The organism is Devosia sp. LjRoot16 (assembly GCF_964252795.1).
In the GTDB taxonomy this organism is placed as follows: Bacteria; Pseudomonadota; Alphaproteobacteria; order Rhizobiales; family Devosiaceae; genus Devosia_A.
Map to the genome: position 1 here is coordinate 177,065 of NZ_CAXUPH020000002.1, position 14,906 is coordinate 191,970.

General features: G+C 61.8%; 9 protein-coding genes. 5 read left to right on the top strand and 4 right to left on the bottom strand.

Going from position 1 to position 14,906, the window contains the following annotated elements; genetic code table 11:
• Window positions 1-8 precede the first annotated feature (8 nt).
• Window positions 9-2,333, bottom strand: coding sequence for a hypothetical protein (locus tag ACSQ23_RS11285; RefSeq protein ID WP_436090675.1), 2,325 nt, complete (start codon window positions 2,331-2,333; stop codon window positions 9-11).
• Window positions 2,334-2,741: 408 nt separating this feature from the next.
• Window positions 2,742-3,599, bottom strand: coding sequence for a DUF3883 domain-containing protein (locus ACSQ23_RS11290; protein WP_436090676.1), 858 nt, complete (start codon window positions 3,597-3,599; stop codon window positions 2,742-2,744).
• Between the two features lie 257 nt (window positions 3,600-3,856).
• Here ACSQ23_RS11290 and ACSQ23_RS11295 point away from each other — a divergent pair, with 257 nt between their 5' ends.
• From ACSQ23_RS11295 to ACSQ23_RS11315, 5 genes are all read left to right on the top strand, one after another.
• Complete coding sequence (locus ACSQ23_RS11295; RefSeq protein WP_436090677.1) at window positions 3,857-4,456, top strand: hypothetical protein; 600 nt, start codon at window positions 3,857-3,859, stop codon at window positions 4,454-4,456.
• Between the two features lie 177 nt (window positions 4,457-4,633).
• Window positions 4,634-5,416 (top strand): SOS response-associated peptidase, encoded by a 783-nt coding sequence (locus ACSQ23_RS11300; protein ID WP_436090678.1) that lies wholly within the window; start codon window positions 4,634-4,636, stop codon window positions 5,414-5,416.
• Between the two features lie 127 nt (window positions 5,417-5,543).
• Entirely contained in the window at window positions 5,544-6,518 is a 975-nt protein-coding gene (locus tag ACSQ23_RS11305) for an HNH endonuclease (protein ID WP_436090679.1), read from the top strand.
• Window positions 6,519-6,620: 102 nt separating this feature from the next.
• A complete protein-coding gene (locus tag ACSQ23_RS11310) occupies window positions 6,621-9,929 on the top strand; it encodes an error-prone DNA polymerase (protein WP_436090680.1) in 3,309 nt (1,102 codons plus the stop codon).
• Window positions 9,930-9,933: 4 nt separating this feature from the next.
• Window positions 9,934-10,317 carry a hypothetical protein gene (locus ACSQ23_RS11315; protein WP_436090681.1) on the top strand — a complete coding sequence of 128 codons (384 nt, stop codon included), beginning with the start codon at window positions 9,934-9,936 and terminating at the stop codon, window positions 10,315-10,317.
• Between the two features lie 206 nt (window positions 10,318-10,523).
• On the opposite strand, the gene ACSQ23_RS11320 is transcribed toward ACSQ23_RS11315, so the two are convergent.
• On the bottom strand, window positions 10,524-14,198 hold the full coding sequence (locus tag ACSQ23_RS11320) for a calcium-binding protein (RefSeq protein WP_436090682.1): 3,675 nt from the start codon (window positions 14,196-14,198) through the stop codon (window positions 10,524-10,526).
• Window positions 14,195-14,875 (bottom strand): hypothetical protein, encoded by a 681-nt coding sequence (locus ACSQ23_RS11325; protein ID WP_436090683.1) that lies wholly within the window; start codon window positions 14,873-14,875, stop codon window positions 14,195-14,197. The genes ACSQ23_RS11320 and ACSQ23_RS11325 overlap by 4 nt, the downstream gene beginning before the upstream one ends.
• Between the last annotated feature and the right edge of the window lie 31 nt (window positions 14,876-14,906).

Sequence of the window (14,906 nt, forward strand, 5' to 3'; positions counted from 1 at the left end):
TCCTAAGTCTATGCATCGTCCCACACCCTGTTCAGCACCTGCGCCGCGATCGCTGCCTTGTCCTGGGGTAGAAACCGGCCATAGTGCTGCTGCACCATGTCCGGCGTGTCCTGGATGGCGTAACTCGCCTGCTCATAGCTTCCGGTCTTCTTGAGGATATGGGTGGCCAGCACATCGCGGACGTTGTGCGGGCCATGCGGTAGCAAGCCTTTGACGGCTCCGCGACCAGTGTACGGATTGTAGATCCCATAGCGCTGGATGATCAGTCGCCAGGCATCGTAGAACGTCGTCTGGTCATAGCGGGCCGTGCTGCTCCGCTGCTTGACGCTCTTGACGAAGAAGGTCCCGGGATCCTCGGCGCTGGCCAGCAGTCGCGCCCGATGCCGGTCGACATAGGCGTCGATCATCTCGTACAGGCCGGCCATGTCGGGCAGGACCAGGCGGAAGGGTTTCTGGCCGAAGAACGACGAGTTGGCGTTCTTGAAAGCCACGGAGGGGATCAGGATCTCCCACCCCTGCTCCCGCGTGCTCCAGCGCAGTTCCCCGCACTTCATATCCTCGAGGTTCCGCTCCGAGGTCGGCACGCGTCCGGGCGGGCAGATGAGCAGCTCACGCAGGTTCTTCTGCCGCAGGCCGGTGTGCAGACCAATCCGCAGCATCAGGAACGATCGCACCGCCTCAGCCGCCGGTCGCGGGTATAGCCGCTCGTCAGGCATGTACCGGATGATCTCCTCGGTGATGCGCCGGTATTCTCCAACTGGGCTGTCGGCTTCGAGGATGGGCAGGATGGGTTCGAACGGATCCCGATGCACACGGGCGACGCGCTCGATCTCCTTGAGTCGTTGCCGGGCATGGCGGTACATCTTATCGCATGCCCCATGCCAGTCGCCGCGCACGCGGACGATGTCCTCCTCGGTGAACAGGCCGTTGATCGGGAGCAGCCGGTCGGCCAGCGCCGGTGTCTGCCTGACCCAGCCCGTGTCCGTCTTCAGGATCGACGTCAGCAATGCCAGCATGCCGACCTCCCACTTCGTGAAGAAGCCCCTCCTCTGCTCGCGCCACTGCAGGTACCAGTCCCAAACCGGGGGAAAGACCAGCATGGCGAAGCACAGGGATTCCAGCGGAGCGCCATAGCCCCGAACCGGTCCATCGGCAGCAGCAGTCAGGGAACCGAACATCAATCCCAGGTGCTCGACCTTCTGGCTGGCCGTCTCCTCGCCCCAAACTCCGCTGCGCTGGAAACCAAACTGGGTTAGCGTGGACGTCTTGAACCTAAGCAGCCCTGCCATCTCGCGCTCGAGCTCGGCTGGCGCGTCCACGACGCTTGAGACCAGTTCCTGGTCGACGTCGTCCGATGCCGGCTGCTTCTTCGAAAATCCCTTGCCCTGGAAGGCACGGAAGCGGACCGCGTACCGGTTCTTGATGGCGGCCGCCTGGAACGCCCTGTAGTCGGTCGAGCCGGCGATGATGACCCGGTTCACCCAGTCGAGGATCTCGTCCTGATCGGCGGCGGAGCGGGTGTTGAAGTCGTCCGGCAGATGCCATGCCAACCGGCGGCGCTCTGACGGCGTGAAGTCCTCGAGCATGTGCCCGGTGCGGGCGCGCACCAGGTAGGGCAGCTTCGCCTTGAAGTACCCTTCTGGAAGCCGATACCTGCGCTCGATCCTGGCCAGCACCTCCAAGCTCTGGATGGACCGAGGAGTCAGTTCCCCAGTGGCCCATTTCATCAGGGTCCTATGGTTCGTCGCCTTGTCGTCCCGGGCCACCGCATGGAACAGGTGCCGGACGCTGTCACCGTGGCGCCGGATATGCAGGTTCAACGCATCGGCGAAACCATCGACGTCCTCCCACTCGGTCCAGAGCGGCTCCGGGAATTCGACGATCGGTCGGCGTTGATACGGACGCTTCGCTCTGGTCGGCTTAGCGGTCTCGGACTTCGGCTCGGTCGCTCCGGAGAGGACCCGATTGGCACGATCGGTTACGTCCAGGCTGCGCCGGGGCGCGAGTTCGGCCTTGACCGCCGTGGGTCTGGCCGGCGCAGGATGCCTTGCGGATCGCTTGGCTTTCCCGACAATCGACCGTCCGATGGCATCGAGCAGGGGCACGATGTGGCGCCCTGCCCCGACCAGCCTGTCGGCGGGCACATTGGTCAGCATGCCCATGGCCGTCCAATCGTACTTGCCGGCATACCTCGGGATCCCGACGCCAGCATCGACCGACGAGAGCAAGAACTTCCGAAGCGCCTCGGTGTGCACCGGCGGCAGGTGTGGAGCGATGCGCTTCCGACAGAAATCGGAAATCATGCGTTCGGTGATCGGGGAACTGGTCGGCATTGTGGTCTCCGGCACGAGGGCCGGCTGACATAGAGCTTTGTTGGCTGACATCTACCCGGACAGATGTCCGGGTTTCCTCCGTCTAGGAGATTTGACCTGGCCGATTCCAGCGAGTGATCGCCGACTGCCTATCTCCGTTGGCCGATCCTGATGCCGCCGCCCGGCGCCCCGCAATCCGGGCAGATGAAGGAACGCTTCAGGGCATAGTCGATCTCGACATCAGGACCATGCTCAGTAATCAGCCCCACGAGATCCACCGAATGACTGTGGCCCCTGCCACCCGAGCAGAATGATCGAACGTCTAGACCGGCGTCGACATAGTCCTGCAAGGTGCGTATGGGCCTGGCCGAATGTGGCGGATGGTCTGGGACCCGACTCAAGGGATCCACCACCGGTTTGTCGCGCCGGTCATGTGGACACCGCATCGGGGGTTGAGGCCGGTGCCGCTCGCCAAGTTTCGGTGTTCAACCTCAGCACGCTCTCGAGCGGCGGCCTGACGGTGTAGATCCTCGGCTGCTGGGCGAACAGGTGAACCCGATAGAGGTGCCAATGCTCGCGCCGTTCCGCCGCGACTGCCATCTCGTTCCTGGTCAGGTAGAAGGGCGTGACCGCGGCACCGTTCGTGGTTTTTACCTCGATGAGGCGTTCGTGGCCGGCTGTGTCGAAAGACAGTACGTCGAAGCCGGCGCCATCGCCGTCCTCCATGGCGACCCATCGAACCTTTCGAGCCAGGTCCGGGCGATCCTCCCTGGATAGGCGATCTCTCTCCAGGTCGACGACGAACTCCTCGCCTGCCTTGCCGAGCTGACGATTCCGGAAATCCCGCACGACCGGGTCGAACTTCCGCACAAGGCGCTCCAGGCCCTCCTTCCGGGGACGCGCAATCGCCACCGGCATCGCCGTGAAGACGTCCTGCAGCTCTACCGCCGCCTTGGGCAATATGATGGGTTGGAGATCGAGAACGTGGCGATGGCCGGACAGATATCGGTCCACGGCGTCGAACAGCGCGTCCTGGTAGTTCAAGGCGGGCTTGTATCCCCAGATCCAGGGGAGCCCCAGTTCCTGCAGGACGGCCGAGACATTCCGATGCTTGAATTCGATCGACGGAGCCGACCTTCCGATCAGATGCATCAGGGCGACGCGATGTTGGGCCTTCACGAAGGGCTTTTGCGCCAACTCATCGCCCAGCATGGCGAAGTAGTCGGCGATGATGGCATCGAGCTCACCAGCATCCCAGTCTTCGCCACTTCGTTCGAGCGCAGCCATTCACTTCCCCCGGCGCGCAACATGCTAGACTTATCTGGGGAAGTGAATGGCTGCCAGTTTCCCCCCGGGAGCAGTGGCGGCGATCGGCGCCCCTAGAACGTCGGCATCGAGACCGCTCTTCCGAAATAGCAAGTCACGCTCGGCGTTGGCGTTGCCCTTGCGAAGCATCCTCGTCGCGCATATCTTGGACAGCAGCTGGGGCCGAAATCCCGGTCAGAGGCGGAAGCCTCGATGACATCCACGAAATGGAGTTGGCTATGGCCATTCAAGCGCCGGCGTATTCACGCCTATTTTCCTGCATCCACGACGAACCCGGACCGGTTGGGAATATCGGTCGCGGAACCCACTACTCTATCTTCCGCGCCGCTGAGTGGCACGACGTCATGCGTCGGCCGCTTCCTGTCGCACAGGTTCACGACTTCGCGGTGATCTGGGACGAGGACCACGACACAAGGGTCATCGAGGCGATCGAGAAGCTATACATGAGGTCCTTGCTGTCCCCGGTTCAGTTCATCGGCGAGCGGAAGGGCGGGTTGAGCGTAATCCTGGCCGCGAAGTTCTACTACGGCATCGACGACGCTGATCTGCGCGCCTATCAGGCCGCGGTCGAGACAGAAGTATCGTTGGTCGGCGGCGACTATTGGAGCGTCGAGATCGGCTCGTTCGATCGGTCCGAGATCGACCACCAAACGGATGTCGGCACGATCATCCAGGATACCGACTTCAGGGCCAAGACCTATCTGCGCAACATAGACGCCTTGTGGCATCTTGGAACACGCAACTACGTCCCGCCGCCGGTGGTCGAGACCGTTCACTTCCCCACCGAGTCGCTATTCGCGGCAAACCGCGCGACTTGATCGGACAGCTTGCTGGGTCGGGGCAGAACCGCCCCGACCCAGCCTAATATACTGGTAGCCACGCTGGTCGAGTAGGCACTGGTCCTAGACCGTTTCGGTCCGCCGCCGAAATAGCTCGCTGGTGCGAGACCGGCATCACCTTGGGCGCGAGCGAAGCGTAGTCCGTACGAGAGCAGCATGTGCCACGCCTATTCCATCACGACGAACCTCGAAGCGCTACGACGCCTCCGCTTCACGTTCGACATCGCGGTCAATATCGGGAACCTGCCGCCGCAGACCGGCATCTATCCCGATATGCTGGCGCCGATCATCCGAAACGCGCCCGGCGGATACCGCGAGCTCGTCAAGGTGCGCTGGGGCATGCCCAGCTCGTCGAGGGCTCTCTACCTGGCTGCCAAGGAGCGCGCGAAGAAGCTCATCGAACGAGAGGGCCGATCGATCAGTCCCGACGAGTTCGACGAGATGGTGCGTCTGGAACCCGACCGCGGCACCCACAACGTCAGGAACACCGACAGTGGGCACTGGAAGCGATGGCTGCGGCCGGAGTTCCGCTGCATCGTTCCATTCACCAGCTTCGCCGAATTCAGTTCGGCCATCGGTCCCAACGGCAAGAAACGGGGCAACACTTGGTTCGCCTACGACGCCGACCGACCCTTGGGGTGGTTCGCTGGCATCTACGCACCCCAGTGGACGAGTGTTCGGAAAACCTCAGAAGGCCTGATCTCGACAGACCTGTTCGCCTTCCTGACGACAGAACCCAACGATGTCGTCGCCAGCGCCAATCCGGATTCAATGCCGGTGATCCTGACGACCCCGGAGGAGATCGAGACGTGGCTGACGGCGCCCTGGGAGGAGGCGAAGGCGCTTCAACGCCCCCTGCCCCCAAGCGCGCTGCGGGTGGTGTCGGTTGGGCCGAAGGAAGACCCAGAGCCGGTGCCGGATCAAAGTAGCCTGTTTTGACGGTGGGCCGAACAGCCACCCAGGGGGCGCCGGCCCTACTCAATGAAAACTCTAGCGCGCCCCGTTGGACTCGGGCCTTGTTCGAACATATCTGTCCGTCTGCTGAGTGAGCGCTTGAGGAGATCCAATGGCAACGCGTGACGAGGTGCAGCAGTTCTACGTCGACAACTATGATTTTCTCGGACAGTGGATCGTGCGCCCGGGCGACAAACTGGAGCTCGGCGAAAAGAGCGACCGGGTTTGCAGGTTCTGCGGCAAGAAGGAGCCAGAGGTCACCTTCAGAAAGGTCGCGCACGCCATACCGGAGTCGCTCGGGAACAAGAGCATCACGAGCTACTACGAGTGTGACCCTTGCAACGAGCTCTTTGGAATGGGGATCGAGAACGACCTAGGCAACTGGTCGAAGCCGATGCGAACGATGGCGCGTATCCGCGGCAAGAGCGGCGTGCCCACACTTAAGAAGGGAGGTGACGGCCCGGGCTGGCGCATCGAGTTCGTGGATGGCGGGTTCGAAATCAAGTCCTACGAAGACGATCCCGTTTTCGAGATGGATGAGGCCAACAGCCGTGTCACCTTCAAGCTCAAGCGTGACCCGTACACGCCAGTGGCCGTGCTGAAGGCCTTTATGAAGATCGGATTGACCTTGATGCCCGCCGGGGAGATGCGCAACTTTGAACACCTCCTCGCCTGGATACGGGACGCCGACCATTCGCGCCCCTTCGCCGACAAGTGCCCCATAATGTACACGTTCTCGCCGGGGCCACGACCCAACGACTCGATCGGGGCAATGATCCTTCGGAGAAAGCCGGCGATCGTCGACCAACCCTATGCCTATCTGATCCTGACGTACGGCAACGAGCAGTTTCAGGTCCAACTGCCTTCGGAGGAACACGACGGCACGAACGCTCAGTATTCCATCCACCCGTTTCCGCCGCCACGCTCGGCCGACCCGCAATTCGATAGGGCTGGTCGGGCCCTCCTGGACCTGACCAGCCGAGAAGTCGTTCGCGGCGAAGTCTTCCCCGTTACCATGGGCTTCACCCGTCTGGAGAAGAAAGAAGCGGTCGGTGGAACGCCAGGGGACGCCCCGGAGACACCATAGCTCCGGGGATGGTGAAAGACCTGTGCTGGGCCACCATCCCTAGCGGCTTGCGTTCTTGTTTCGTTCTTGCTTTGCTAGGCAGCCTGTCCTCAAGGATACGGCATGCCTTACGTCGAACTCGTTTCGGCCAGCAACTTTAGCTTTCTCCGCGGCGCCTCCCATCCGGGGGAACTGGTGCAGCAGGCGGCTGCGCTGGGCTTGGGCGGCATCGGCATGTGCGACCGCAACAGCTTCGCCGGCGTCGTTCGCGGGCACATCGCCGCCCGCGACGTCTGGAAGGACAACCCTGATTTCCGCTACCTGGTCGGCGTACGCCTGGTCTTCACGGACGGCACACCCGACATCGTCGCCTACCCCACCGATCGCGGCGCCTATGGCCGCCTATGCGCCCTGCTCACCACCGGCAACCGGCGAGCTCCCAAGGGTGAGTGCCATCTACGCTTCGACGACCTGAAGTGGTTCGCCGAGGGCCAGCTCTTCATCCTTTCGCCAGAGCGCTACGACGAGGGCGACGAGGAGGCGCTACGCCGTCTCGCAGCCATAGCGTCCGGTCGCGTCTGGTTCGCGGCACGCTGCGAGTTCAAGGGCAACGATAGAGCGACGCTCAATTGGATACGGCATGTATGCGGCCTGGTCGGCGTGCCCATGCTGGCCGTGAACGACGTCCAGTTCCATCACGCCGAGCGGAAGATACTCCACGACGTCGTCACCTGCATCCGTGAGCACGTCACCATCCATGAGGCAGGTCGCCGGCTGCGGCAGAATGCCGAGGCCCACATCAAGCCCGGTATCGAGATGCGCCGGCTCTTCATGGAGCACCCCGAGGCAATCGCCGAGACGGAGCGCTTCGCCGACCTGATCCACTTCTCCCTCGACGAGCTGAAATACAACTATCCCGAGGAGACCATCGGCAACGGCGAGACCGCCCAGGAGACCCTGGAACGGCTGTCTTGGGCAGGCGCCAGACGCCGGTATCCCGATGGCGTTCCGGACCGAGTAAGGAAGGGACTGGAGCACGAACTGCAGCTCATCGACCAGATGAAGTACGCCGCCTACTTCCTTACGGTGCATGACCTTGTTCGCTTCGCGAGGGAGGAGCGGGGCATCCTGTGTCAGGGGCGCGGCTCGGCGGCAAACTCGGTTGTCTGCTTCTGCCTTGGCGTCACCGAGGTCGACCCCATGCTGGTCGATCTGCTGTTCGAGCGCTTCGTCTCGACCGAGCGCGACGAGCCGCCCGACATCGACGTCGACTTCGAGCACGAGCGCCGCGAGGAGGTGATGCAGTACCTCTACGAGAAGTACGGTCGGCACCGCTGCGCCCTGACGGCCACCGTCACCACCTATAGAGCCAAGGGTGCCATCCGCGAGGTCTGCAAGGTCTTCGGTATCTCCGACGACATGATCCAGCGGCTCAACGGAATGAACTGGGGCTGGAACGACACCGGCATCACCCCCGAGCGCCTCCGCGAAAACGGCTTCGATCCCTCGGACGTCACCCTGATGAACGTCATGACCGTGGTCGGCGAGCTCATGGGCTTCCCGCGCCACCTCGGCCAGCATGTCGGCGGCTTCGTCATCACCAGGGACAGGCTCGACAACCTGGTGCCTGTCATGAACGCGGCCATGGCCGACCGCACCACGGTCGAGTGGGACAAGGACGACCTCGACGCCTTGGGCATCCTCAAGGTCGATGTGCTGGCCCTTGGCATGCTGAGCTGCATCCGCCGCGCCTTCGAACTCATGCACGTCCACTACGGCACGGACCTGACGCTGTCCTCGGTGCCGGCCGAGGATCCGCGCACTTACGCCATGATCCAGCGGGCCGATACGATCGGCGTCTTCCAGATAGAGAGCCGGGCGCAGATGTCCATGCTGCCGCGGCTCAAGCCGGCGAAGTTTTACGACCTGATCATCGAAGTCGCCATCGTGCGCCCGGGGCCGATCCAGGGCGGGATGGTCCATCCGTACCTGAAGCGGCGCTTAGGCCTGGAGCCAGTGAGCTACCCCAGTCCGGAACTCGAGGCCGTGCTCAAGAAGACCTACGGGGTGCCGCTCTTCCAGGAACAGGCGATGAAGATTGCCATCGTCGGCGCCGGCTTCTCCCCCGGCGAGGCCGACCAATTGCGGCGATCCATGGCGACGTTCAAGCGCACGGGCGGTGTGGGCAAGTTCAGGGACGCCTTCATCGGCGGCATGCTGAAGAACGGCTACCAGGCCAACTTCGCCGAGGCCTGCTTCAAGCAGCTCGAGGGTTTCGGTAGCTACGGCTTCCCGGAGAGCCACGCGGCTTCATTCGCCTTGCTGGTCTACGTCTCCTGCTGGCTCAAGTGCCACTATCCGGATGCGTTCGCCTGCGCCCTGCTCAACAGCCAACCCATGGGTTTCTACGCGCCGTCCCAGATCGTTCGCGACGCCCAGGAGCATGGCGTGGAGGTCCGAAACGTGGACATCAACCGCTCGGATCTCGTCTCCGTGCTGGAGCCGGGAACGTCGGGCGAGGACCGCGTCTGGCAGCAGCACGCCACAATGCGCGAGGATATCCGATCGACTAACGCCATTCGGCTCGGCCTTGGGTTCGTGAAGGGACTGAGCGACGGCGACGCCAACCTGATCGTGGCCCGTCGTGGCACGGGTTACGATAGCGTTCGGGATCTCTGGCTGCGCACCGGGATGAACCCAGCGACCCTGGTCAAGTTGGCCGAAGCCGATGCCTTCAGGTCATTGGGCCTCGATCGCCGCGATGCGCTTTGGGCAGTCGGTGGTCTCCAAGGTGGCGACGGAGCCGAGAACTTGCCGCTCTTCGTCGCGGCCGGCAGGCCCGAGGCGCATCCGGAGATGGACGCCTCGCTGCCGCCCATGCCGATCGGTGAGCAGATCATCCACGACTTCCGCACCCTGAGCCTGTCGTTGAAGGGGCATCCGTTGAGCTTCCTGCGGGATCGGCTGACGGCGAAACGCATCGTCTCGGCGGTATCGTTGCGCGATGTCTCAGCGGGCCGGATCGTGACGGTCGCCGGACTGGTCCTGGTGCGTCAACGCCCCGGCACGGCCAGTGGCGTCATCTTCGCGAGCCTCGAGGACGAGACCGGCTTGGCCAACATCATCGTCTGGCCCAAGGTCTTCGAGGCGAACCGTGGCGTTGTGCTGGGAGCGCGCATGATGGCGGTGACCGGCGAGGTGCAGAAGGAGGGTCTTGTCATCCACGTCATCGCCCGGACGGTGGCGGACCTCACCCCGATGCTGCTCGATCTGGCCGGTGGCACCGATATGGGGAACGCGATCATAGCCAATGCCGACGAGGGCAAGAGCGGCCCCCACGGCAGCGCCCGCGGCGGCAACAAGCACCAAGACCTGGAGGCCGAGCGGAGGCGCATCCGGGATGCCCTGCCCTCTGGCCGCAACTTCCATTGATGCCATGGCCACGCTCGAAGTCCGTACCCTGCGCCAGTTCCTGGAGAGCGATCAGGTTATCGATTGCGACTGCTCGAACCATTGGGTCTGCTCGCATACGGGTCCGCTGCGCATTGAGATAGCCATCCAGCGCTTGGGCTGGGATTTCGACTTCTACCAGCGTCGTGCCGAGCTTGCCTCGCATGTGTATTGCTCGCTGTGCGGCAAGTTCCACCCGACCTTCCGCCTCGGATGGAAGACGCGACCCGAGACCTACACGGGCACCCACGGAGCTGGATCAGTGATCCGCTCCGTGCTGGATGCCCCGAAGCCGATGCCCCGATGGGATGAACCGGATGACTGGCTCGCCGGCGGCGGGAACATCAGGAAGTTCGGCCCGCGTCGATGATCGGTAACACATATCGAAACTGTCCAATCATCCTAGGGGATGATTGTCGCGCTTTGGATGCCACCGGAGAGTGAGGCCGAGGGGCCCCGCTCGACGTCAAGGTGACCGGGTGAGAGGCTCATCGCATCATGGCTGATGCCATCAATGCCCTTCTATGATCCAAGTAGGCGGCAACGTGCGTGTCGCCAGGCCGGCACTTGATCAGACTAGGCGAACTCCCAATCCAGTGCGAGCACCGTGCTGATGCTCTGCTGGAAGAACCTGATGCTGCCGATGTATTCATGCGGCGCGTTCGGGCCATAGATTTCCGGGTAGTCGTCCTTGTAGCCCATCTCGAGGTAAGCGCTGCCGTAGTTGAAGCCCATATGGGCAGCAACGTCTTCCATTGAATCGAACGCAGCGATGCCCACTAGCTGGACGACATCGTGGCTTTCCGCGCCGAACAGGCTGTCCCTGCCGTGGCCGGTCTTGAAGATGAACTTGTCGAAACCACCCGTTCCAAAATTGATCGTGTCGTCGCCGCCAGCACTGTCGATGATGTCGTCGCCATCGCCTCCGATTTGAACGCCGTTGTAGTTGTCGCCAATGATCACGTCGTTTCCAGTGCCGCCGTCGAGCGTGCCTCCTCCGATCAACGTGTCATTGCCTTCGGCTCCGAACGTCTGGCCGAACATCGACAACGACGTGATGTGATCATCCCCGGATTCGCCATACAATTGGGAGCTGTTGCTGTTGTGCCAGACGATGACCGTGTCATTCCCGGCCCCAGCCCAAAGCTTGGCGTTGTTCTGCATGGTTACTGCGAAATTGTCGGCGTAGGTGGTGCCTTCAATGTTCAGGATGCCGCTGAACACGTCACCTGCGGCATCGCCTCCACTCCCCGAGCCAGATCCGTTCACCGACGTCAGCGTGACACCCGTGGTGCCCGTGGAGTATCCGAGGAAGGACGTGCCGGTGCCGATCATTGTGTCAGCGCCCGCACCGCCGATGAGCCAGACCGATGCTGCGGCAGCGGTCAGCATATCGTCGCCTGCTCCACCAACGAGGACACCGCCACTGACCGTAGCCCTGAGGATGTCAGCCCCCTCGTCACCCCACGCGACGCCATTGCTCGTCAGGACAAGTGTATCGGTTCCTGTGTTGCCGTGTAGCGTTCCGCCACCTTCGATATCGTCGTCGCCATCACGGCCAACCAGGGTGTCGGTGCCACCCCCGCCATAGATGCGGTCGTTGCCGGACGTGCCGTAGATGGTGTCGTTGTAGTTCGATCCCGTGATCTTATCGTAGTCACCTACCACCGTCAGATTGTGGACGACCGTGCTTCCCGACAGCCTCTGGTACGCGCCCAGATCCATGTCGACAAAATACCGCTGGGTGCTGTCGGCCAGCTTGAGCGCGCCACCTCCTGTGCCGAAATCGACGTAGTCGGTGTAGCTGGTCACGTTGACGGTATCGTACCCGTCGCCGGCATGGACGATCTTGGAGCCGGTGATGATGTCGTCACCGCCGCCTGCGAACACCTCATAGGCGTAGAAGATCTCGTCTTTGTGGGTGCTACCTATGATGTCGTAGCGGGAGGACGTCGTCCCCAGAGTGACGATGTCGCCTTCGGCGTGCCCCCCATAGCCCTCGAAGACCCGATCCGTCGTCCCGCTGCGTGCAAGGCGCACGCCAGCATTGGACGCAGAGTAGTCCAGGGCCACCCAGTCCGGATCATTGATCTGATCAGCACCACCCAAGCCTGCGATGACGCTTCTACCTGTGCCACCTTGCAGCACGTCGTTTCCAGGCGTGCCGAACAGCGTGTAGTCGCCATCCTGCAGGAACAGGTAGATGTCCTTCTCTATCGCATCACCGTTTGCATCGGTAACCTTGACGGTGATGCCGTACTGAGTGCCAAGCAATGCAGCAAAATCCGTGAGATCACCCGCCTGCCATTCCTCGAAAGTGACGTCGCCGACCTGCTGGCGCCAGTACGCGTAGTCGTACGTGAGGCTGGTACTGGTCCTGAGAACGCCATTTGAGTCGATGGTGTAGAAGCCTGCCCCCGGACCGACGATTTCCCAGGTGAACCTGTCATGCTCGTTGCCGTCGATGGCGCCAAGGTCGGCAATCACGGCGCCTGCTAGATACAAGCCGCGGTGAATCCCAGCGTGGTCAACCTCGCCAGCCATAGATTCGATGATGATGTCATCCGGCTCGACATTCAGGATGTTGCCGGCGTGGAAGTCCTTATTGTCGAGCTTGAAGAACTCCATGTTGTCGAGCACGTGGATGCGGGGATCCGCTCCCGACGCCCGGAGCGCGAAGTAGTAGCGGTTGTCGATGGCATCGACGGTGATCTCGTAGTCCGCCCATGCGAAATCGTCGATAAACGTGTCGTCATTGTCTCCGCCGTCGATCCAGTTGACGCCGCCGTTGGCCTTGACCGTGTCGTTGCCGGCACCCAGCAGAATCTGCTCATCGCCATCGGTGCCGATGATGGTGTCCATCGTGCCGGTGCCGACCGCCTTCACCGTGTAGATGTCGGATTCGTAGCCGACCTGGCCGTGCCAGCCTCCGACAGCGTTGGAGTAGAACTCGTACTCGATGCGACCGGGACCGCTGTCCAAGCTCGCGCGTTCGCTAAGGCTAAGCCGGTTGTCGTCCAGGTAGGTCGAGAAGTCTTTTGCTACGCCATCTATCAGGGTGGAGTTACCGTCGAACGTCCACTTATTCGTGGTCAGGTCCACGCCCAGAAGCCAATTGCCGGCGTCATAGGACAGTGCACCAGGATTGCTGACCTCGGAGATGGCGTGCTTCGCCTGTAGAGCGGCGAACCGAACGACCATCTCGGCCACTGACGCATGGTCCCCACCGGTGAGGAGCGCCCTGCCGAGATCCTGCATGTCGTCGACGAGCGACTTTGCGGCGCTACTGCCGAATGGATTGTCGGTTCCGGGCAGGATGGTGGAGGCAATCATGTCCTTCATCACACCGCTGCGGGGATTGCCGTTTGCTTCCAGGATTCCAACGTCATCGGCGATTGCGTCGCTGGAGAGATGAGTGAATACGGCGTTGGCGGCATGCAGCCAGTCCCCATCCTCATCATGCAGCTCCCGGGCGTAGAGAGCGAGCACCAGCAAGCTTTGGATATGAGCAGAAATGGAATCCAGCGGTTCGCCAATATCGACCGTATCCACGTTAGGGTCAGAACGACGAAATACGCCTGCGATATCGCCTTCCAGGGCGATCTTCGTGATCGTCCCCTGCCTGAAGTCGGTCCACGGATTTTCGGCGCCGTAGAAGACCTTGGCTTTCAGGTCGGTGTAAGCATCGGGGCTCGCGGTCATCACGTGCTGGATGATCGTCGAACTAACGGCTTGGTAGGTCGTATTGTCGAAAACGACAGCATTCGCATTTTTGACCTCTGCCACCGTTGCCGCCAACGCGCCACCGAGGGAGTGACCGGTCAGAGTAATGGGTAGGTCTAGGTCCAGGCTTTGGACATGATTGAAAAACTCCAAGGCGAGCTCGACTTGGTCGGCGATAAGTCCTTGCAACATAGCGTAGACGTCGCCACCGTCCGCGCCCATCAGAGGAAGCTCGTCAATGTTCTCCGGACCGAATGGCTGCTCCCAATTGAGATGGTCGGACCCACGATATGAGATGACGATCTCGCCATTGATCAGGTAGGCGACCGCATAGAAGTCGGCGGCTACGTCAACTCCTGGTCCGAGGACCGAGGAGTTGGCGATGATCGTTCCTCCAGCGACAGAAGTGCCGATCTGCGATCCCAAGCCATCGTCCTGAACTAGTAAGTCAGGCATGCCGGAAAAATAGCCGCGCTGGTATGAATCGAGCGCGAGCGCCGCAATTTCGTAGCTTTCAAGACCGCTCATCGGAAGTCCTCCGACTCGAAAGAAAGTAGACTCATGATGTCGGTCAGCCCGTCGTATTTGAGGTAGATAAGGCCCTTTGGATCAGTGGGCATGTCCGAAGGGATGTTCCCCTCAGTGATCGGGTCTTCGGTTCGATCGAAGGTCATGCTCACAAAGCGGTAACCGTTTCGATCCTGTCGGGCAGCGTGAACTGCCAGTACGCTTGAGTGGCTTTCACCAGCAAAGCGTATGGCTGTGGGATAGAAGTCGACGTCACAATGCTCGATGCCTAACAGGCTTTTCCGAAGCTCATCCTGCCCCTGGGAACGCACGGCACAGTTGTTGAACACTGTTCCTGACGCCAGTTGGACATAGATCGGCTCGGCGTTCGGCACGTCCACGCGGATGCCCTCACCCTTGACCAGCAGACGCCACGCGCCGTTGTTGCCGATCTGCGGCTGGTAGTTCCACTCCAGGCCATATTCCTGGACCGATGATCCCGTGCGCTCGACTCCGTCCACGAGAAAAGTCGCCGTCGCCTTCAACCGAAAGGTGGTGGGGCCTTCGTCGGCGAAGCCAAGCACAGCCATGACACCAGCAGCCGCGAGTGCGAGAACTGTTGTTGCGGCAGCCACAATCTTAAGCCTCATGATTGTGCCCTTGCTGCCGGCGACGATAAGGAATGGTCTGTCGAACAAGGAAGCCCCCAAAACGAATCGAATACACGAA